Source organism: Polaromonas sp. Polasp52 (assembly GCF_059491565.1).
In genome coordinates this window covers 4,605,373-4,623,206 of record NZ_CP168513.1, presented here as the reverse complement: position 1 = coordinate 4,623,206, position 17,834 = coordinate 4,605,373, and the positions used below count along the sequence as shown (strand labels likewise).

The window sequence follows — 17,834 nt, the reverse complement described above, 5'->3', positions numbered from 1 at the left end:
GTAAGGGCAAGGGTTGGCTGGCCGGGTCTTGCTCCGGCCTTGCGCGCTCTTCCTCCTCATCCTCCTCTTTCCTCTTCTTGGTTCAGCTGGCCGGGGTTGCCCGGCGGCAAGTAACTTTCTTTTGCTTCGCCAAAAGAAAGTCACCAAAGAAAAGGCGACCCGCAGTCTGGGTCCCTACGCTTCGCTACGGGCAACCTGCGGTGCTCGACTACGGCGGGGTCTCGCGCAAACTCGCTTCGCTCAGACAAGCGCGATCCCTGATCCGCCTACGTCTGCGCTCCTCGGCCCAGCCAGGACGGGGCAATCGGGAGCGGGGACAGAAAACCAAGAAGACAAATACAAACAAGGACACGCCATGGCGTGTCCTTGTTTCTTCAGGTATTTGGTATTGGTATTTCTTGTCTCTACCCCTTGTGTATGCGCCGAGGAGCGGAGGTCCAGGCGGATAAGGGATCGCGATTGTCTGAGCGAAGCGTAGCGTAGCGAGTTCGAGCGAGACCCCGCCTGGACCGAGCACCGCAGGTTGCCCCGGAGCGAAGCGCAGGGGACGCAGACACCAGGGTCGCCTTTCTTTTGCTTACTTTTCTTTGGCGAAGCAAAGAAAAGTGAGTTGCCGCCGGGCAACCCCGGCCAGCAGCTCTCCGCAGGGGAAGCGCCCGTCGGAACAAGAAGCGACCTAAAAAGCCTAAATTGAACCCAAATCCTGAATGGCATCCACCACCATACTCGTCCCCACCGCAATCAGCAGAATGTCGGTCGCAACCCGCACATACTTGTGTCCCACGGGCGGAGCACCCAGCTGCACCACCACAGCCGCAGGCACGGGGTAGTACACGATGTCGCGCGGCAGCGGCTGGCCTATGGCGTATTTCTTGGCCTGGCCTGGGGGCAGGCAGCCGTTGTTTTTCTTGGCCAGGCCCGGGGGGCAATGGCCGGCCTTGAACTGCTTGCCGTAGTAGTTCTGGACCACCACACGCTGCTGCGGCACAAAATAGCCGCCGACCTTGACCTCGGCGGCCTGCTTGTTTTTCTTGGCTTTTTTGCCGCCCGATTCTTGGTTGCCCTGGTCGGACTGCTCCGCCTGCTGCTCGTGCTTGTTGCCTTTGTTTTTGCCGCCGCCTGCCCATTCGGGTTTCTCGGCAAAACTCGTGGAACAGGCCAGGGTCGCGGCCATCAGCAGTGCAAGGCTGCGTGTCATCGTGGTGGTTTTCATTATGGTTCTCCGGTGGTTTTGACAAGGGCTTGCAGCAAACAGGGCGTTGGCCGCATGCCTGACTGTTCAACGGAGGGCTTGCCCGGCCGTTGACGGGGCTTTACCCATTCTCGCCATCGGGAAAGGAAAAGGCCTGTAGGGCAACAAGCTGAAGCCGCGTCCTACATTTGCTCACATTCAGGCAGCGCAGCCCTAGCTCGAAGGCTCCGCGAATTTCAGCAATCGAGTCGCCAGCAAAGTCTCGGCCAGAAAACACACCAGGGCCAGAAGGAAGCAAACCACGCCCGACAGAAAGCACACCGTCGCGATCCGCAAGGTGGGCAACTCGCTGGTCTCGCCGAGGAACAGCAGGATGATGGTGCTGCCGATCAGGATGGCGCAAAAAGTCAGCAAGGCGATGCAGATGTTGACCAGCCAGCCGCGGTGGCGAAGTTCGCGCAGCTCGGCATACATGCGCTGCGCGCGGGTATCTTCGACGCCGCCGGCTTCCAGCCGGTTTTCCAGAAAGCGCGCGCGATCGATGATGCGGGCCAGGCGGCCGGCCACGGCGGCGATCATGCCCGAGACGGCGGTGAGCAGAAACACCGGCGCCACGGCCAGCTGGATGCCGTGGGTGACCGTGGCAAGGTCGGGCGCGAAATTCATGCAGGGGCTCCGGGCGTCATGGGTTGGCGATGGGGTATTTTGTCATGCGGGCTGCGCAAGGGCCGCTGTTTCATGGCGGCATGGACGCCGCCCTGCGCCTGGCGCCCGCCGCGCGCCGGGCCCGCCAGCTCTTCACCGCGTCGCAGGCCTCGAAGTGCTTGAGCAGGTTTTGCTTTTGCCGCTCCAGCAGGCTGCTGGCCTCAATCATTTGCGGCCATGCCTCGCAAGCCCTTCCCACCGCCTCATTGAGCACGCCGCGCACGCGGGTTTCAAACATGCCGGTGGCATTGCAAAAGCTGCGCAAGGTCTGGGCCGTGAGCCTGGCCTGCTTTTCGCCGCCGGGCACAAAGCGCAGCGCATGGCCGCGCCCGCCCAGGTAGGCCGCATAGGCGACCACGTCGTAGGCCGGCGACAGTTCGGGCGTGCGGCCGTCGCGGTACAGCACGCCGAAATTCTTGACGTGGGCGTCGTAGTTGCCCAGCATTTCATTGACCATGACGCGGCGTACCAGCTCTTGCGCGGCGCCCTCGCCCACCTGGGCCGGCAGGCTCATGCCTTCGCGCAGCGTCCTGGCCATGGCGGCGTAACTCGCGGCCGGGTGGGTGTATTTTTCTTCGGGCTGTATGCGCAGGATCTGCGCGAAATCCTCGCAGTGGATATGCCCCTGGGGTCCGCGGTCAAAACGTTTGACGGCCAGGAAATGCCGGCTCTCGCCGAGCACAAAAGGCTGGCCGGCCGTGATCTCGTCCAGGGGCGCCAGCCAGGCTTCGCACACGTCCACGCCCGCGGCCCGCGCCAGGCGCAGCGAGAGCTCCTCCACCTCGGGCAACAGGGCAAACTCCGCCGTGGGCAGCTTGGCGATGATGTGTATGCCCTGCGCGTCGCGGGTGCGCGCCACATAGCGCCCCTGCTGCTGCACCAGCGCGAGCTTGGGCTGCACGCCGGACAGCGAGGTTGCGTCGGGCAAGGGCTCGGCGGTGACGGACATTTCCAGCGCGTCATGGTGCTGGGTGACCACACCGGCCAGCGCCTGGGCATCGAGGTGCGCCGGGTAGGCGTAGACATTGCCCGGCAAGTCGGTGCCGCAGGCGGCCAGCATGTCGAAATGGTCGTTGGGCCCGCAGCCGCGCAGTTGCTCCAGGTGGCGGCGCAACGGCCCCTCGGGCAACAGGTTTTGGAAAAAGGCCGGCAGGCGGCCGCCTTCGGCATTAAAGAACGGGGTGTTGACGTAGCTGCGCCAGAAAATCTCGCGGCGCTGCGCGTCGTCGTCCGTGGCGGCCCAGGAGAACACCGGCGATGCCGGATTCGACCAGAAGGCCTCGTCGGGAATGAAACGCGTGAGCGCCGTGCTGCCCGTGCCGTACTGGAACAGCAGCCCGGCGCGCAGGGAGCCCAGGTAGATATCCAGCGCCAGGACGTTCATGGCCGCTCGCCCTTGGTCCTTTTCCCGCCTGCGGCGGCAGCGGCGAGCTGCGAGGTCTCGGCCACGATGCGGTCCACCCGCGACAAGACGGGCGGCGCAGGCTCCTGGACGCTGTGTGCCTGCAGGCCGGCGGCCGCCACCTTGGGCAGCAACAGCACCTCCAGGCCCAGCTGGTCGGCAATCGCCATCAAGGTGGTGATGCGCGGCGCGCTGCGCCCCTGGAGCACGTTGCGTACCGCCAGGGGTGTGAGGCCCGTCCTTTCGGCCAGGGCCTGGTAGTCCAGCATCAGGCGCTGCCGCTCCGCTTCAAGGAGGATCGCCATTTCAGACAATGTTTTCATAGATAGAAAAATATCGTTTTTTAAATTAACGATAGTATTTTATCTATTTTGATACTTTAAATCAATACTTAACTATCTTTTCATGGTGAACTGATAGTTAAATATCGTTTTATGAGCTTGAGGCTGCAGCTGTTGCCAGCAGCGTCTTGCCGCCGGCTGCTAGCCGTATTTGCGCACCGCGTCGAGCGCCAGCCCTGCGCCAATACTGCCGAAGCGGTCGCCCTCCACGCTGCGCGCCTGGGGCAGCAAGGCGGAAATCTGCTCGCGCAGCAGGGGCACGCCGCTGGAGCCGCCGGTGAAGAACACCGTGTCTATGGCGTCCGGGTCAACGCCGGCGTCCTTGAGCAGGCCCAGGACAGTGCGCGACACCGTGCCCACCAGTTCGCCGATGGCGCCATCAAAGTCGGGCCGGTGCAAAGTCAGGGTCTCGCCGGGGGCGATGCGCCCCAGGTCCATGACGGTCTCGGGCGCATCGGACAGCGCGATCTTGGCCGCCTCGACCTGCATCGCCAGCCAATGGCCGGCACGCTCGCGCACCAGGTTCTGCAGGCGGTCCAGCTTGTCCTTGTCGACCGCGCCGCGCCGTATGTCGCTGATCTGCGTCCAGGACTTCTTGCTGTAGACCTGGTTGATGGTGTGCCAGGTCGCGAGGTTGAAGTACTGGGCCGAGGGCACCTCCAGCCCGCTCACCAGCCGGCTGCCCAGGCCCAGCGTGGGCATGACGCTGGCCAGGCTCAGGTATTTGTCGAAGTCGGTGCCGCCTATGTGCACGCCGCCGCTGGCCAGGATGTCATCCCGCCGCTCGGCCTTTTGCGCGCGCTCCGGCGACAGGCGCACCAGCGCGAAGTCCGAGGTGCCGCCGCCTATGTCCACCACCAGCACCAGTTCTTCGCGCCGGATCTGCGATTCGTAGTCGAAGGCCGCCGCGATGGGCTCGTACTGGAAGGCAATGTCTTTGAGGCCGACCGCGTGGGCGATCTCGGCCAGCGTGCTTTCGGCTTTTTTGTCGGCTTGCGGGTCGTCATCCACAAAGAACACCGGGCGCCCCAGCACCGCCTGGCTGAAGGACTGGTCGGCGGCTCTTTCGGCGCGGTGTTTGAGCTCGCCGATGAACTGCGCCAGCAGCACGCGAAACGGCAGCGCGCGGCCGCCGACCTCGGTGTGGTCGTCGATCATGGCCGTGCCCAGCAGGCTTTTGAGCGAGCGCATCAAGCGCCCTTCATAACCGGCCAGGTAGTCGGCCAGCGCCGCGCGGCCGTAGCTCACATGCTCGTCCTCGGCATGGAAAAACACCACGGAAGGCAGCGTCGGTTTGCCACCCTCGAGCGGCAGCAGCGCGGGCAAGCCGGGCCGGCTCCAGCCCGCCGTCGAATTGGAGGTGCCGAAGTCTATGCCGCAGGCTTGGGGCGCGCTCACCGGCCGGCCGGCTTGGCGAAGCCGCTTTCAGCCCAGGCCACGGCGCTGGCGCGGTTGAGCTTGAAGGAAGGCGCCACGCGCACCTGGGCCAATTGTTCACCGGCCTCGTCGGCGGCGCTGAGCAGGCCGTGCGGGTTGTCCTCGTCGGGAACGATGTCCAGCGTCACCGTGACACGCGCCGCATGGGCGGTCACCGTGATGCTCTGGTGCAGCGTGGCGTGCAGCTGCTGCTCGTGCCTGCGCACGAATTCCGAGGCGGTTTTCACCAGCGTGCTGAAGGCGGGGCCGTCCAGCGGCTTGGGATTCTTTTTGTCGCGCCCCATGGTCCAGGGGCCGACCAGCGCGGGCTCGGGCTCGCCGTCCTTGATCATGGCAACGGCCCAGCCGTCGTCGTCCTCATTCTTGATGACCTTGGCCGTCCAGCCGTCGCCGCGCCAAAGCCGCGGCTCCTGGAGAACGGCTTGGTCGTCGTGGGCGGATTCGTCGTCCGGGCCGGCCGGCGGGGTGTGGGAGTCAGTCAAGGCGGATCACTCGGGTCGGGCGCCCCGGCGGCAGGCCGGGGGCAAATTCAGGTCACGCACCGCCTTCAAACAACACGGTGCGCATGGGGGACACGGATTCTACAGCCCCGCCCCCACCCCTTCACAAGCCAAGGTCGCTCAGGCTCGGGTGGTCGTCGGGCCGGCGCCCCAGCGGCCAGTGAAACTTGCGATCTGCCGCCTTGATGGGCAGGTCGTTGATGCTGGCGTGGCGCACCGCCATCAGGCCCGTTTCGTCGAATTCCCAGTTTTCATTGCCGTAGGAGCGGAACCAGTTCCCGGCATCGTCATGCCACTCGTAGGCAAAACGCACGGCAATGCGGTTGCCGCCAAAGGCCCACAGCTCCTTGATCAGGCGGTAGTCCAGCTCGCGCGCCCATTTGCGCGACAGCAGCCCGACGATTTCCTCGCGGCCGGTGACGAACTCGGCGCGGTTGCGCCAGCGGCTTTGCGCCGTGTAGGCCAGCGACACGCGCTGCGGGTCGCGCGTGTTCCAGCCGTCTTCGGCGGCGCGGACTTTCTGCACGGCGGTGTCGTGGGTGAAGGGCGGGAGCGGTGGCCGGGTTTCCATGGATGCATCCTTTGAAGGGTGGTGGGGATAGAAAAGTAGACAAGTCTGTCTACTTACCGGAATTCTGGCACAGGTAGACAGACCTGTCTACAATCGGGCCATGGACGTTTCAGCCCCCTCCCCGCGCGAGCGCATCCTGCTGACCGCGCACGACCTGTTCTACCGCGACGGCCTGCGCGCCACCGGCATAGACCGCATCATTGCCGAGTCGGGCGTGGCCAAGCTCACGTTCTATCGGTGTTTTCCCAGCAAGGACGAGCTGATCCGCACCTTCCTGGACTACCGCCACGAGCGCTGGATGGCCTGGTTTGTCGATGCCCTGGGGCGGCACGGCGCAACAGCCGGCGGCGGCCTGGCGCCGCTTGCGCCCACGCTGGCCGAATGGTTTGCCGACCCGCTGTTTCGCGGCTGTGCCTTCATCAATGCCACGGCCGAAGCGGGCGCCCTGCCCGGCGTCGCGCAGATCGTGCAAAACCATAAAAACGAGATGCGCCAGGCCATTGCCGGCCTGCTGCCGGCCGGCCCGCGCCAGCAAGCCATTGCCGGCGCGGCGGCGCTGGCCGTGGACGGCGCCATCGTGCGGGCGCAGATGGAAGGCGGCGAAGCGGCGCTGGCCGGCTTGCGCGTACTGCTGGATGCGCTGGAGGCTCCCGCCGGTTAGGCCTTCGCAGGCCGGCGCGTTTTCACCTTGGGCCGGGACGTAAGCGCCGTGCCCGCGCGCTGCGCCACCTTGACCGCCGGCCGTTTGCCCGAAGCCACCCATTCGTCATAAAAATCGATCTTGCTGTCCAGCAGCTTGAGCGCCAGCTGCCACTCGGCAATCATGTCCCTGACCTGCTCCCGGTGGGCCGACAGCAGCGCCTGCCGTTTGGCCAGCGTGCCGCTGCCCTGCTTGACCAGCGCGGTGTATTCGCGCATTTCGGCAATCGACATCCCGGTGCGCCGCAGCCTGTCCATCAGCTCCAGCCAGCTGATGTGCAGCTCGCCGTAGACGCGGCGCCGCCCGCCGTCGCGCGCCACGCCCGGGATCAGGCCCTGCGCCTCGTACCAGCGTATGGTGTGCACGCTGCGCCCGGTGCGTGCGGCGAGTTGCCCGATCAGGAAGGTTTCAGCCATGCATCACTATAGAACCTGCCGCTCAGGCGGCAAGCGCCTGCGATGGCGGCGCCTCCAGCGCCGAGTTCACCAGCGCGGTGTCCAGGTACTCCATCAAGTCCCTGATTCGCCCGTCCTCCATGCGGCAGACATAGCAGTAGCGGTTGTTGTAGGCCTTGCCGGCTTTGGTCGTGACCCGGCCGTCGAATTCGATGACAACCATGTCGCCGTCGGCCATCACGCGGCGTGTGCTGCTGACATAAGGCGTGGCGAACTGGGCATACAGCGGCCGCAGCAGTTCATGGACGACCGCCTGCTTGCCGCTGTAGGTACGCGACCACGGCGTGTCGCCGGGAATGGTCCATGAAACGTCGTCGGCCATGGCCTCGACAAAGGGCTTGCCATTGCCTTTGTCCAGTTCGGCCATGACCTGCCGTATGCGTTGCCGGTTGGCTTCGGTGGTGGATGCTGTGCTCATGAGGAATCTCCTGGAATGCCCGTCGCACCGGGCGTGGGGCCCCGCAGGTCGCGAGGGCTTGCAGGGATTAAAAGTCCTTGAGTGCACTCAAGGTCAAGCGCTGCCATGGAAAAAAACACTGCCGCCTTGAGGCCAACCCTACAATGCCCGCATGAACCAGAAACGACCGGCCGCCAGCGAATGGGTCAGCAAAATGCTGGCGGTGCTCAAAAGCGGCAACACGACGGCGGCCATCGCCCAGATCAAGGCCACCACCAGCAGCAAGGATTTGCGGCAGCTGCACGCCACGCTGGAAAAAGCCCAGCTGTTCAAGCAGCTCCCCGGTGTGGAGACGGCGATTTCCGACCAGTTGCAGGCCCTGGCCTCGCCGCGCCTGAGCCGCTCACCCTGAACCGGTCTAAGCCGGGCGAATCTCGAACTGCGCATCGCCCATATAACGGTGCGGGCCCAGGGCAGCCGTCACGGCCGCCAGCTCCGCCGCCTGCCACTGGCTGAAGACCTCCAGTTCGTCGGCCGACAGCACATCTTCCGCCGGTGACTCGCCATAGGTCGCGACCAGCCGCATATAGGCGTTGTAGACCGGCAGCACCAGGCTTTCATGGCCCAGCGCGTCCTCCAGCGCCGTGCGAAAGCGCTGTTCGGCCGCCTGCAGTTCTCCCTCGGACGCATCTTCATAAGCGTACAGCCTGAGCCGGTAACTCACAGTGTTTCCCTCACGGCTTGGCAGGCGCTGGCGTGTTTTGCGTCAGTTCGATACGGCGGCGCAGGCGGTCGGCCTCGGCCGTATTGCCGCCCTGCTCCGCCCGTCGCAGCTCCACGCCCAGCCAGGCCAGCAATGGGCGCCGCCAGCCCTGGGTTGAGGCGGTGTCTATCGCCTGGCGGATCACGGCCGGATCGGCCTTGCCGGTTTGCAGCAGCACGCCGGCGGCCACCAGTTTTGACAGAGGATCGCTGATGCCGGCCAGCGCGCCCGCATTGCCGGCCGCGGCGGCGCGCTGGGTTTCAGGCAGCAGCGCGATGGCCTGCGGCGGCAGCGCTTGGCCCCTGAGGTAGTCCGCATAGGCGCGCTGCGCCTCGGTGGCATCGGGGCGCAGTTTTTCAAAGCCGCTGCAGGGCTCGTCCAGCACCAGGCTGGCGACACGCGTCGCGCAATGCAGCAGCTCGGCCGTGGCCAGCAGATCGGCACGGCCCGAGCGCGTGAGCTGGCCGCGCGCGCGCTCCAGCTCGGCCATCTCGACGCGGCTGTTGCCTTCCATATAGGCGGCGACAGAGCGGTCCATCGATCCCTTGGCTTCGAACTGCCAGTCCGGAGCGCGCGGTCCGCTGGAGCAGGCGGCCAGCAGCCCGGCGGCCAGCCATACGGCGGGTTTCAGGGTGCTGATGTTCATGGCAGTTTCATCTCCGCCTGGCTCGCATCCTTGGCGAAAGGCCATTTGCGGCTGATCTCGTTGATCAGGCCTTCCACCTTGCGCAGGCTGGCCTCCACGTCGGCGCGCAGCGCGCCCAGGTCGGCCGTGGCGTCCTTGGCATTGCGGGTCACGGCCTGGGCGTCCTGCAGCAGCGCATCGACCTTTTTGAGGCTGGTGCGGGCCTCGCCCAACATGGTGTTGAGCTGTACCACGGTGGCGCGGGTTTCGGGCATCAGGCCCTTGTCACCGAAGACCTGGGTGTCGGTCTTGGCGGCCAGGCCGTCCAGCTTGGTGAGCAAGGCATTCGTGCGGTCCAGGGTGGCGGCGAATTTTTTGGCCTCGGCCTCGCTGCCCAGCAGCACCGTGAGCGCCCCGCCCGGGCCGTTGAGCCTGTCGGTCAGGGTTTTCAGGTTGGCCAGGCTGGCGCCCACCGAACCGCCCTCGCCGGTCAGGGTGTTGAGGTTTTCGATCAGGTCCTTGGCCGCGGCGATCACCTTGGGCACCTCGGCGGCGGCATCACCCAGCAGCACGGTGCGCTCCGCCCCCTCGGGCAGCGGCGGGTCGTTGAGCAGCCCGGTGTAGGCGCGTATGGCGGTGCCGCCGACCAAGCCGCGCACCAGCGTGAACACGCTGCTGGTGCGCAGCCAGTGGGCGTCCTTGGCGGCGACGTCGACCAGGATGCGGGCCTTGCCGTCCGGCGCCAGCTCCACGCGGTTGACCCGGCCTATGGGGAAACCCGAGAAGGTCAGGTCCATGCCGACCACCACGCCGTCGGAATCGTCGGCGATCAGCACCAGGCGCTGGGTGGACTCAAACGCGCCGCGCGCATACATCACGTAGAGCGCCGAGCCGCACACCAGCAGCAGCATGAAGAGCAGCAGCAGCCTGGCCTTGAACTCCAGGCTGCGGATTTCCGCGGGCGAGGACTGCTGGGCCTCGCGCGCCGGCTGCAGCGGGTCCGGCCTGCCGGGCGGCGGGTTGGGATTGTCGTGGGGTGAACTCATGGGTTTGTTTTCTTCTTGTGGGGTCAATAGTAATTGCCGACCAGCGATGCCACCTCAATCAGCAGGATCACCGCGAACATGCGCACCAACCCACGCATCTCGGCACTGGTGCGCACGCTGGCCTCGGACATGCCGTAGAGCGCCGAGGCCATGGGAATCAGCGACACGGCCAGGCAGAAAAACAATGTCTTGAGCACAAAGATCAGCGTCACCGCCGGGCTGAACACCTGGCCGAACAGCCGGGTATAGGCCGCCAGGCCCGACAGCGCAAAACCGTAGGTCGCGATATAGGCCACCACCAGCGCCACCACGCAGCTCAGCGCCGCCAGCGTGATGCCCGAGAACATGCCCGCCACCACACGCGGCAGCACCTCGCGCCGCACCGGCTCAATCCCCTGGCGCCGCATTTCGTCGAGCTCGCCGCTGGCCTGCATGGCCGTCAGTTCGGCGCCGTCGGGAATCGTGCAGCGCAGCGCCACAAACAGCGCGGCCGTCAGCGGGATCAGCTCCAGCACCAGCACCCGTATCACCACCTGCAACGCATACTGCGACAGCCCATAGCTGAGCGCCGTCACCAGCACGATGCGCGTCAGCACCACCGTCACCAGCGCGCACAGCACCGTGAACCACAAAAGAATCGGCGCGGTGTTGACGTAGATGTGCCGCGCCAGAATCGCCCGGCTTTGCGGGCTGTAGCTGGACGGCGACAGCGTCAGCACCAGGATGATCGCCCCCAGGTGCACCAGCCGCCACCACTCGATCACCCACAGCTGTGCGGCACGGCCGGTTTGCGTGAGTCGACTTTGCGCGTATCCCCTGGAAGCCATCCGGGGATGATACCTGCGGGTAGGCCGGTGGCGTCCAGGCGGCTTTTGCCTGTGGGGGTGTAGGTTGTGGGCTTAAAGTTTGGGGAGCTGCGCCGTCCACAGGCCCCGAAGCGCCGGCGCGGGTGCAAAGCCCGCCGGGCTGCCGCCCGCGGCGCCTGTCACGCTTTCCAGCTGCCAGGGCCGGGTTTCATAACCCGCGTTCAGCGCCGCGCTCACCCAGGAAGCCTTGGCCACGGAATCCAGTTCAAATTCCAGGCGCAACACACCGGCTACGCCGTCCAGCTCCAGCCTGAGCAAACGGACACCTGGCTCCTTGAGGTTCTCCGCCGAGGTCAGTACTGGCCACCTACTCCATGAGATCTCTAGTGAACATGTGTATTTCACCGCCTCGACTGTTAATCCAACTTTGCATCTGACTCAAGACTCATCCACATCGTGAGCACATTCTGCTCACAAAGAGTGTGAGTCAAGATTTGATGGAAAACTCGGGGCAGACTTCGGCGCAATTCAACACTGCATGATCAATCGCTAGGAAATTCGCGCTTGTCGGAATTACCGATTTAAGGACAATGTTCGCCGCTGGTGGCATCACCATCAAAAAGCGAACTCTTTTGCTTGCGTCGAACTGCGGCACATGGCGTTCATCACCAAAAGCCGTATATGCGGGATTTTTCTTTTTGACTGGCAGTTTGACGTTCAGGACGATTGCACCTTCCAATCAAACAGGTCTTGGAAGTCTACGAAACAGGCATCACAAATCCAATGATAATTGTCTTGAGTTGCATACCCGGCTTGGAGCGCATCGGGTGTTTCTAAAGAAAATTCCGCCCCACAAAATTCACAGTGGTCATGTTCCCATCCCTCTCTATAGCGCCGGTACTTCTTCCTTTGAAGTACAACGCCCTTTAGATACTTTTCCTGCCCCTGCAAACGCCAATCGCTCATTTTTTTCTCACTTTGGCACTCTTGTTCCATCAGGAAATATTCTGCGGCCGATTATGAAGACGCAATACTGTTTTGGAGACGGCGTCCTAATCGATGTTGCGCCAGCCGAACAATTTCTGCCGCAGCAGCTCTACGAATTTCCGCTTCGCAGAACATCCCTAGATCACGCTCAATTCGCTGAAGCTCTTTTTCAACTGCGACTTCTGGACTCTGTTGCTGATTAGCGAGGTGAAAGATGTTCGATAGATAGCTGTCGTACTCATCTTGCAAGTTCGGATTGTCGCCAACCCCAATAACATCCCATTTGGTTAGCAAGATTTGCCGGATCTCACCATGGATTTTTTGAATATTGTGATCACTCATAGCTCTCGTCACTTGGTTTTTTGAAGCAATGCCTGCCGGTAGACGAGATGCATTCAGCGTCTAGCCTCAAACGCAGGGTCGAATTTTTGTTGGATTATGCGAATCAACCACTGGTCATCTGGGCCAGTTCGTCCGCAACCGGACAATGTTCGGCTGAAAGTTTCTAAATAAGCGGCCTCGCATGCCGGCGCGGAGACCTGGGCCCAAAGAACCCCGGACACAAACCCGCCAGCCGCAAGGGCCAACCTCCTCCGTGTACCATCAAGGCGCTTCACGGCCCGCCGCGTTCACCGCCTTCCCTTTCTTCATCCCACCACCGCTTCAAAAATGGCCCTAGACACCTGGACCGCCTACTTCCTCGCCTCCATCCTGATCGCGCTGTCCCCGGGTTCGGGCGCCGTGCTGGCCATGAGCCATGGTCTGAGTTTTGGCATGCGGCGCACGCGCGCGACGATTGCCGGTTTGCAGATCGGGCTGGTGGTGATCCTGCTGGTGGCGGGTGCGGGTGTGGGTTCGCTGCTGGTGGCGTCGGAGCTGGCCTTCAGCGTCGTCAAAATCCTGGGCGCGGCCTACCTGATCTACATAGGCTGGGCGCAGTGGCGCTCGTCGAACGGCCTCACGGCGGATGGCGAGGCCGGCGTGGCCGATAGCAACAGCCTCTCGGCGAAACGCCGCTTCCTCACGGGCCTGCTGACCAATGTGACCAACCCCAAGGGCATTCTGTTCATGGTGGCGGTGCTGCCGCAGTTCATCAGCCCCAGCCGGCCGCTATGGCCGCAGCTGCTGGTGATGGCCGTGACCACGGTGGCGGTGGATACCGTGGTGATGCACGGCTATGCCTTTGCGGCCAGCCGGCTGCAGACGCTGTTCAGGAATGCGCGCGCGATCCGGCTGCAGAACCGGGTGTTCGGCGGCATGCTGATGGCGGTGGGCGCGGGCCTGTTCTTTGTGAAGCGCAGCCACGCGGCGGTGCACTAAGAGCCACTCACAAAACCCTCCTGGCGTTGTTGCGCCGCCTTGCCGTGCTGATGCACTGTCTGCGGCGTCGCGCCTAGCCAGGACCGCTCCGCTGGGTTTTGTGAGCGGCTCTAAGCCTTCGAGCGTCAGGCCTTTGGGGCTTGGGCCGAGACAATCGCCGCCAATGTGCGCAGCGCCCCGTCGACCTGGCTGGAAAAGGGCTCGCCGCAGCTGATGCGCAAGAAGTTGTCGAAACGCTTCGAGTTGGAAAACATCGAACCCGGCGCGACGCGTATGCCCTGGCGTATGGCGATGTCGAAGACGGCCTGCGCCGATGTCCCAGCCGGCAACTCCACCCACAACATCATGCTGCCCCTGGGCACTGACAGCCGGGTGCCGGCCGGGAAGTGGGCCGCGATGGCCTCGGCCATCTGCTCGCGCTGGACATTGAGCATGCGGCGCAGCCTGGCCATGTGGCGGTCGTAGGCGCTGGAGGCCATGAACTCGGCCACGGTGTACTGGGCCAGGACTTCATTGGCGCGGCTTTGCGCGTACTTGATCATCTGGATGCGGGCCTGCCAGCGGCCGCCGGCGACCCAGCCCAGGCGCAGGCCAGGCGCCAGGGTCTTGCGCAGCGAGGCGCAGTAAATCACCGAGCCATCGCGGTCCCAGGCCTTTGCGGCCTTCAGGGGAATGTCGTCGGGGCCCAGGGCGCCGTAGGTGTCGTCTTCGATCACCGCGATCCGCTGGCGCTCGCACAGGCGCACCAGCTTTTCTTTTTCGGCATCGGGCATGACGCTGCCCAGCGGGTTGTGGAAGTTGGGCATGACCACCACGGCGCGAATCCTGTCGTGCGTGCGCAGGGCCAGGTCCAGCGCCTCGACGGAAATGCCCTGCTGCGGGCTGGTGGGAATCTCCAGCGCGCGCAGGCCCAGGCTTTCCAGGATTTGCAGCAGGCCATGGTAGGTGGGCGATTCCACCGCGACGGTGTCGCCCGGCTGCGCCACCGCGCGCAGGGCGATGTTGAGCGACTCTATGCAGCCGTGGGTGACCAGGATGTCTTCGGGCGCGAGCTGCATGCCGGCTTCCAGGGCGCGCTTGGCCAGCACGGCATTGAGCGGCGAGTCGTGCAGGAAGTCGGGCGCGCTCACCAGCAAAAAGGGGTGTTTGCGCAGGGTCCGCGTGGCGGCGTTTTTCAGCGCCTCGGCCGGATACATCGCGGGCGTGCCATAGGTGCCCGCAAGGTTGGTGACCAGCGGGTAGACATCGCATTTGGCGACAAAGTCCGAGACGCGGTCGTGCACGCCGACGTACTGGGCCGGGTCCAGCTTGCGGCCGGACTCGGGCTCGCTGGGCGGCTGCAGGTCGGTGCGCCGGCGCTTGAGCACAAAGTAGCCGGACCGCGGCCTCGCCTCGAGCAGGCCTTCGTCCTCCAGCGTGTGGCAGGCCTCGACCGCGGTCGACAGGCTGACCTGGTGCAGCCGCGTCAGCGCCCTGACCGAGGGCATGCGTTCGCCGGGCAAAAGCACGCCGGACTGGATCGCCTGCCGGTAATGGCTGGAAAGCCGCAGGTAAAGCGGCTGCGAAGGAGCTTGCGCGGGGGCGGGGGCCAGGGGTGACACGTCCATGGGCTGAATGATCCGTGAAGGGGCTGCGGCGACACAGCCACAGATGGGGCAAAACCAGACCATAACAGATAAGGAATTAGCCTTCTGTACCGATACAGAAAGAGCTTATGTGCATCTGTCGGGAATGGGGCGCTTTCCTTAATCTTGCAGCCATGCCCTCCCCGACCGACCACCCCTGATTGGAGCCGCCATGCAGCACCGCCCCGCCCCACGCCACCTTGAGCTTGACGCCGGTGAATCCCTGTTCTTCCACAGCAAGTCCGGCAGCGCGCTGATCAGCACCTCGGGCACGCTGCTGGTGACAGGTGCGCCGCGCTGGCTGGGCGAGCAGGTGTTTCGCGACGCCGCGGCGCTGGAACCCGGGCAATCACACACCGTCGCCGAGGATGGCTGGGTCACGGTCACCGCCCAGCACGGCGGCGCGGCCTGCCTCCTGAACCAGCCGGCCCGCGTGACGCTGCCGCAAAGGCTGGCGACGGCGGCCCAACAATGGCTGGGCCGGCTGTCGGAAATCACCCAGGCCGCGCGCGGGCGATACCGCAGCGCCAAGCCGGTTTGAGGCCGCCGCGCTAAATTCGATCTTCGTTCCCTCCACTCTTGACCCACGCCCATGACCACTTCCGCCTGGCTTTTGTTCATCACCATTTCACTTGTGACCGCGGTCAGCCCCGGGCCGGGCATTTTGCTGGCGGTCTCCAATGCCGTGGCCTGGGGGCCGCGCAAGACGCTGTGGAGCTCGGCGGGCAATGTGCTGGGCGTGTTCTCGGTGTCGGCCGCGGCGATGGCCGGCCTGGGCACGCTGCTGCACACCTCGGCCTGGCTGTTCGCGGTGCTCAAGGCCGTGGGCGCGGTTTACCTGGTCTACCTCGGCTGGCGCCAGTGGACCAGCAAGACGTCGATGTTCGACACGCCGCTACCGGAGCAATCGCAGCCCGGCAAAAGCAATGCCGCGCTGTTCCGCCAGGGCCTGCTGGTGGCGCTGACCAACCCGAAAAGCATTCTGTTTTTCACCGCGCTGTTTCCGCAGTTCATCCATCCCGAAGCGCCCGTGCTGCCGCAGTTCCTGGCGCTGACCAGCGCGTTTGCCGCCTGTGTGCTGAGCTCCCACATGGTGTACGTGCTGCTGGCGCGCCACACGCACCGCTGGTTCGGCACGCCGCGCCGGGCCCGGCTGTTCAACCGCCTCTGCGGCGGCGCCTTCGGCCTGCTGGGGCTGAGCCTGCTGCGGCTCAAAAGCCCCAGCTGATTCCCCTGGATTCCCATCCCCCTCTATATAACCACCCTCAGAAAGCCTCTCCCATGGAAGACTCACGCGATGCCCGTTTTGCCGCCCAGGAAACCGCCCTCGGCTACAGCTTTGAGGGTGAACTCAAGATAGGCGGCAACTACGTGTCCACCGTGCGGCACGGCGACGTGGTCTACGTCAGCGGCCAGGTGCCGCGCGTGGGCAGCACCGTGGTGGTCACCGGCCGCGTTGGTGCCGACGTTTCGCTGGCCCAGGCCCAGCTGGCCGCCAGGGTCTGCGCCATGCGCGCGCTGGTGCTGCTGCGGCAAAGCCTGGGCAGCCTGGACCGCATCCAGCAAATCCTGCGCGTCACGGTGTACACACAGTCCGCGGCCGACTTCAGCCAGCAAAGCGAGGTGGCCGATGCCGCGTCAGACCTGCTGCATGCGGTGCTGGGCGGGGCCGGCACGCACACGCGCACCTCGGTGGGCGTGGCGCAACTGCCCAAGAACGCGGCGGTCGAGCTGGACCTGATCGCGGCCGTCACGCCGAACTGATCAGTTCCCCGGCAGCAAGCGGATGAGTTTTCCGTTGCTGTTGTCGGTCAGCACATACAGCAGCCCGTCCGGGCCCTGGCGCACGTCGCGTATGCGCTCGCCGAGCTCGGCGAGCAGCTTGCTTTCGCGCACCACCTTGCCGGCAAAAGGCGCCGACAGCTCAATGCGGTCCAGGTAGCCGAACTTGAGCGAGCCGACAAACAGGTTGCCCTGCCAGGCCTTGCCGTAGCGCTCGCTGCTCAAAAAGGCCATGCCCGAAGGCGCGATGGACGGCACCCAATAGTGCAGGGGCTGCTGCATGCCGGCTTTTTCGGTGATGCCCTCGCCTATCTTGCCGCCGCCGTAATTCTCGCCATAGGTGATGACGGGCCAGCCGTAGTTGGCGCCGGGCTTGGGGAGGTTGATTTCGTCACCGCCCTGCGGTCCGTGCTCATGCATCCAGAAGGTGCCGTCGGGTGCCAGCGTCGCGCCCTGGGCATTGCGGTGGCCGTAGCTCCAGATCTCAGGCAGGGCCCCGGCCTTGCCGACAAAGGGGTTGTCTTGCGGTACCGAGCCGTCCTTGTGGATGCGCACAATCTTGCCGTGGTGGTTGTCCAGCGCCTGGGCGTCTTCCTTGCGCGAAAAGCGCTCGCCCAGCGTGAGAAAAAGCTTGCCGTCCGCGGCGCTGCCCGCGGCGGCCCGGCTTTCGACGATGCGGCAGCCGAAGTGCGCGCTGCTGGCCACCTTGGGCTTCTGGCTGAAGATGATTTTGAGGTTTTCCAGCCGGCCCTCGTCGGTGCTCAGGGTCGCCCGTGCCAGCGCCGTGCTGTTACCGCGGCCGGCGGGGCCGGGTTCCGAGAAGCAGAAAAATACCGTGCGGTTACGGGCAAAGTCACTGTCGGTGATGAGGTCCAGCAGCCCGCCCTGCCCGCCGGCGGCTATTTCCGGCAGCCCGGCCACCGGCGGCCCAAGCCTGCCGTCAGCCGCGACCACCCGCAAGCGGCCAGGGCGCTCGGTCACCAGAAAACGGCCGCCCGGCAAAAAAGCCAGGCCCCAGGGGTTTTCCAGGCCGCTGGCCACGGTTTCCAGGCGGACGGCCTGGGCCTGGACAGGCGCGCCCATCGTGAAAATTGCTATTAAAACAAGAGCAAACTTTGTAGATACAGCGTTGAATTTGTTCATATTTCACTCCCTGAATCAAACCAGAGCCGGCGGCCGC

At 64.7% G+C, this 17,834-nt stretch carries 25 protein-coding genes; 6 read left to right on the top strand and 19 right to left on the bottom strand.

The genetic code is table 11. The features are described from left to right. Positions 1–685: 685 nt before the first annotated feature. The 7 genes from ACEN9P_RS21600 to ACEN9P_RS21570 form a co-directional block, all read right to left on the bottom strand. Positions 686–1,213 carry a hypothetical protein gene (locus ACEN9P_RS21600; RefSeq protein ID WP_495620421.1) on the bottom strand — a complete coding sequence of 176 codons (528 nt, stop codon included), beginning with the start codon at positions 1,211–1,213 and terminating at the stop codon, positions 686–688. 192 nt (positions 1,214–1,405) lie between these two features. Then, the gene (locus tag ACEN9P_RS21595) at positions 1,406–1,858 is read right to left on the bottom strand and encodes a DUF2721 domain-containing protein (RefSeq protein WP_007866882.1); all 453 of its coding nucleotides are present in this window, start codon (positions 1,856–1,858) and stop codon (positions 1,406–1,408) included. A gap of 70 nt (positions 1,859–1,928) precedes the next feature. Beyond that, complete coding sequence (locus tag ACEN9P_RS21590; RefSeq protein WP_495620420.1) at positions 1,929–3,281, bottom strand: type II toxin-antitoxin system HipA family toxin; 1,353 nt, start codon at positions 3,279–3,281, stop codon at positions 1,929–1,931. Continuing rightward, positions 3,278–3,604 carry a helix-turn-helix domain-containing protein gene (locus ACEN9P_RS21585; RefSeq protein ID WP_495620419.1) on the bottom strand — a complete coding sequence of 109 codons (327 nt, stop codon included), beginning with the start codon at positions 3,602–3,604 and terminating at the stop codon, positions 3,278–3,280. Before ACEN9P_RS21585 ends, ACEN9P_RS21590 begins: the two co-directional genes overlap by 4 nt. 177 nt (positions 3,605–3,781) lie before the next feature. Then, on the bottom strand, positions 3,782–5,038 hold the full coding sequence (locus ACEN9P_RS21580) for an Hsp70 family protein (protein WP_495620418.1): 1,257 nt from the start codon (positions 5,036–5,038) through the stop codon (positions 3,782–3,784). Further along, entirely contained in the window at positions 5,035–5,559 is a 525-nt protein-coding gene (locus ACEN9P_RS21575; RefSeq protein ID WP_477662756.1) for a hypothetical protein, read from the bottom strand. Before ACEN9P_RS21575 ends, ACEN9P_RS21580 begins: the two co-directional genes overlap by 4 nt. 121 nt (positions 5,560–5,680) lie before the next feature. Next, the gene (locus ACEN9P_RS21570) at positions 5,681–6,148 is read right to left on the bottom strand and encodes a nuclear transport factor 2 family protein (RefSeq protein WP_495620417.1); all 468 of its coding nucleotides are present in this window, start codon (positions 6,146–6,148) and stop codon (positions 5,681–5,683) included. 100 nt (positions 6,149–6,248) lie between these two features. Between ACEN9P_RS21570 and ACEN9P_RS21565 the strand changes: the two genes are divergently transcribed. Beyond that, positions 6,249–6,809 (top strand): TetR/AcrR family transcriptional regulator, encoded by a 561-nt coding sequence (locus tag ACEN9P_RS21565; protein ID WP_495620416.1) that lies wholly within the window; start codon positions 6,249–6,251, stop codon positions 6,807–6,809. Here the strand turns inward: ACEN9P_RS21565 and ACEN9P_RS21560 are convergent. Next, entirely contained in the window at positions 6,806–7,264 is a 459-nt protein-coding gene (locus ACEN9P_RS21560) for a MerR family transcriptional regulator (RefSeq protein WP_495620415.1), read from the bottom strand. The genes ACEN9P_RS21565 and ACEN9P_RS21560 overlap by 4 nt on opposite strands. Positions 7,265–7,286: 22 nt before the next feature. Next, complete coding sequence (locus tag ACEN9P_RS21555; protein WP_495620414.1) at positions 7,287–7,721, bottom strand: nuclear transport factor 2 family protein; 435 nt, start codon at positions 7,719–7,721, stop codon at positions 7,287–7,289. 151 nt (positions 7,722–7,872) lie between these two features. Between ACEN9P_RS21555 and ACEN9P_RS21550 the strand changes: the two genes are divergently transcribed. Next, complete coding sequence (locus tag ACEN9P_RS21550) at positions 7,873–8,112, top strand: hypothetical protein (protein WP_007866853.1); 240 nt, start codon at positions 7,873–7,875, stop codon at positions 8,110–8,112. Positions 8,113–8,118: 6 nt separating this feature from the next. Here the strand turns inward: ACEN9P_RS21550 and ACEN9P_RS21545 are convergent, their stop codons facing one another. The 8 genes from ACEN9P_RS21545 to ACEN9P_RS21510 all read right to left on the bottom strand — a co-directional run bounded on the left by ACEN9P_RS21545 (position 8,119) and on the right by ACEN9P_RS21510 (position 12,269). After that, entirely contained in the window at positions 8,119–8,424 is a 306-nt protein-coding gene (locus ACEN9P_RS21545) for a hypothetical protein (RefSeq protein WP_495620413.1), read from the bottom strand. Between the two features lie 10 nt (positions 8,425–8,434). Further along, complete coding sequence (locus ACEN9P_RS21540; protein WP_495620412.1) at positions 8,435–9,109, bottom strand: hypothetical protein; 675 nt, start codon at positions 9,107–9,109, stop codon at positions 8,435–8,437. After that, complete coding sequence (locus ACEN9P_RS21535) at positions 9,106–10,134, bottom strand: MlaD family protein (protein ID WP_477662749.1); 1,029 nt, start codon at positions 10,132–10,134, stop codon at positions 9,106–9,108. The genes ACEN9P_RS21540 and ACEN9P_RS21535 overlap by 4 nt, the downstream gene beginning before the upstream one ends. A 23-nt stretch (positions 10,135–10,157) precedes the next feature. Next, a complete protein-coding gene (locus ACEN9P_RS21530; RefSeq protein WP_477662748.1) occupies positions 10,158–10,961 on the bottom strand; it encodes an MlaE family ABC transporter permease in 804 nt (267 codons plus the stop codon). A 72-nt stretch (positions 10,962–11,033) separates the two neighbouring features. Continuing rightward, complete coding sequence (locus ACEN9P_RS21525; protein WP_495620411.1) at positions 11,034–11,258, bottom strand: hypothetical protein; 225 nt, start codon at positions 11,256–11,258, stop codon at positions 11,034–11,036. Positions 11,259–11,427: 169 nt separating this feature from the next. Then, positions 11,428–11,679 carry a hypothetical protein gene (locus ACEN9P_RS21520; protein ID WP_495620410.1) on the bottom strand — a complete coding sequence of 84 codons (252 nt, stop codon included), beginning with the start codon at positions 11,677–11,679 and terminating at the stop codon, positions 11,428–11,430. Then, positions 11,658–11,936, bottom strand: coding sequence for a hypothetical protein (locus tag ACEN9P_RS21515; protein WP_495620409.1), 279 nt, complete (start codon positions 11,934–11,936; stop codon positions 11,658–11,660). The genes ACEN9P_RS21520 and ACEN9P_RS21515 overlap by 22 nt, the downstream gene beginning before the upstream one ends. Before the next feature lie 21 nt (positions 11,937–11,957). Further along, positions 11,958–12,269, bottom strand: coding sequence for a hypothetical protein (locus ACEN9P_RS21510; protein ID WP_495620408.1), 312 nt, complete (start codon positions 12,267–12,269; stop codon positions 11,958–11,960). A gap of 327 nt (positions 12,270–12,596) precedes the next feature. On the opposite strand from ACEN9P_RS21510, the gene ACEN9P_RS21505 reads away from it, so the two are divergent. Further along, on the top strand, positions 12,597–13,247 hold the full coding sequence (locus ACEN9P_RS21505) for a LysE family transporter (RefSeq protein ID WP_495620407.1): 651 nt from the start codon (positions 12,597–12,599) through the stop codon (positions 13,245–13,247). A 125-nt stretch (positions 13,248–13,372) separates the two neighbouring features. Here ACEN9P_RS21505 and ACEN9P_RS21500 read toward each other — a convergent pair whose 3' ends face one another. After that, positions 13,373–14,854, bottom strand: coding sequence for an aminotransferase-like domain-containing protein (locus ACEN9P_RS21500; RefSeq protein ID WP_495620406.1), 1,482 nt, complete (start codon positions 14,852–14,854; stop codon positions 13,373–13,375). Between the two features lie 190 nt (positions 14,855–15,044). Between ACEN9P_RS21500 and ACEN9P_RS21495 the strand changes: the two genes are divergently transcribed. From ACEN9P_RS21495 to ACEN9P_RS21485, 3 genes are read left to right on the top strand one after another with little or no spacing between them, the layout of a single operon-like run. Continuing rightward, entirely contained in the window at positions 15,045–15,413 is a 369-nt protein-coding gene (locus ACEN9P_RS21495; RefSeq protein WP_495620405.1) for a hypothetical protein, read from the top strand. Positions 15,414–15,464: 51 nt separating this feature from the next. Next, positions 15,465–16,100, top strand: a complete 636-nt coding sequence (locus ACEN9P_RS21490) for a LysE family translocator (RefSeq protein WP_495620404.1) — start codon at positions 15,465–15,467, stop codon at positions 16,098–16,100. 53 nt (positions 16,101–16,153) lie between these two features. Then, positions 16,154–16,636, top strand: coding sequence for a RidA family protein (locus ACEN9P_RS21485; protein ID WP_477662741.1), 483 nt, complete (start codon positions 16,154–16,156; stop codon positions 16,634–16,636). Here the strand turns inward: ACEN9P_RS21485 and ACEN9P_RS21480 are convergent, their stop codons facing one another. Further along, complete coding sequence (locus ACEN9P_RS21480) at positions 16,637–17,737, bottom strand: PQQ-dependent sugar dehydrogenase (protein ID WP_495620403.1); 1,101 nt, start codon at positions 17,735–17,737, stop codon at positions 16,637–16,639. Positions 17,738–17,834: the final 97 nt, after the last annotated feature.

Excerpts from the sequence above, each read along its gene's own strand:
- ACEN9P_RS21535 (WP_477662749.1), bottom strand. The coding sequence starts at position 10,134 with ATGAGTTCACCCCACGACAATCCCAACCCGCCGCCCGGCAGGCCGGAC.
- ACEN9P_RS21480 (WP_495620403.1), bottom strand. The coding sequence starts at position 17,737 with ATGGGCGCGCCTGTCCAGGCCCAGGCCGTCCGCCTGGAAACCGTGGCC.
- ACEN9P_RS21560 (WP_495620415.1), bottom strand. The coding sequence starts at position 7,264 with ATGGCTGAAACCTTCCTGATCGGGCAACTCGCCGCACGCACCGGGCGC.
- ACEN9P_RS21550 (WP_007866853.1), top strand. The coding sequence starts at position 7,873 with ATGAACCAGAAACGACCGGCCGCCAGCGAATGGGTCAGCAAAATGCTG.
- ACEN9P_RS21515 (WP_495620409.1), bottom strand. The coding sequence starts at position 11,936 with ATGGAACAAGAGTGCCAAAGTGAGAAAAAAATGAGCGATTGGCGTTTG.
- ACEN9P_RS21505 (WP_495620407.1), top strand. The coding sequence starts at position 12,597 with ATGGCCCTAGACACCTGGACCGCCTACTTCCTCGCCTCCATCCTGATC.
- ACEN9P_RS21600 (WP_495620421.1), bottom strand. The coding sequence starts at position 1,213 with ATGAAAACCACCACGATGACACGCAGCCTTGCACTGCTGATGGCCGCG.
- ACEN9P_RS21530 (WP_477662748.1), bottom strand. The coding sequence starts at position 10,961 with ATGGCTTCCAGGGGATACGCGCAAAGTCGACTCACGCAAACCGGCCGT.
- ACEN9P_RS21590 (WP_495620420.1), bottom strand. The coding sequence starts at position 3,281 with ATGAACGTCCTGGCGCTGGATATCTACCTGGGCTCCCTGCGCGCCGGG.
- ACEN9P_RS21540 (WP_495620412.1), bottom strand. The coding sequence starts at position 9,109 with ATGAACATCAGCACCCTGAAACCCGCCGTATGGCTGGCCGCCGGGCTG.
- ACEN9P_RS21500 (WP_495620406.1), bottom strand. The coding sequence starts at position 14,854 with ATGGACGTGTCACCCCTGGCCCCCGCCCCCGCGCAAGCTCCTTCGCAG.
- ACEN9P_RS21495 (WP_495620405.1), top strand. The coding sequence starts at position 15,045 with ATGCAGCACCGCCCCGCCCCACGCCACCTTGAGCTTGACGCCGGTGAA.
- ACEN9P_RS21565 (WP_495620416.1), top strand. The coding sequence starts at position 6,249 with ATGGACGTTTCAGCCCCCTCCCCGCGCGAGCGCATCCTGCTGACCGCG.
- ACEN9P_RS21510 (WP_495620408.1), bottom strand. The coding sequence starts at position 12,269 with ATGAGTGATCACAATATTCAAAAAATCCATGGTGAGATCCGGCAAATC.
- ACEN9P_RS21485 (WP_477662741.1), top strand. The coding sequence starts at position 16,154 with ATGGAAGACTCACGCGATGCCCGTTTTGCCGCCCAGGAAACCGCCCTC.
- ACEN9P_RS21595 (WP_007866882.1), bottom strand. The coding sequence starts at position 1,858 with ATGAATTTCGCGCCCGACCTTGCCACGGTCACCCACGGCATCCAGCTG.
- ACEN9P_RS21490 (WP_495620404.1), top strand. The coding sequence starts at position 15,465 with ATGACCACTTCCGCCTGGCTTTTGTTCATCACCATTTCACTTGTGACC.
- ACEN9P_RS21570 (WP_495620417.1), bottom strand. The coding sequence starts at position 6,148 with ATGGAAACCCGGCCACCGCTCCCGCCCTTCACCCACGACACCGCCGTG.
- ACEN9P_RS21585 (WP_495620419.1), bottom strand. The coding sequence starts at position 3,604 with ATGGCGATCCTCCTTGAAGCGGAGCGGCAGCGCCTGATGCTGGACTAC.
- ACEN9P_RS21555 (WP_495620414.1), bottom strand. The coding sequence starts at position 7,721 with ATGAGCACAGCATCCACCACCGAAGCCAACCGGCAACGCATACGGCAG.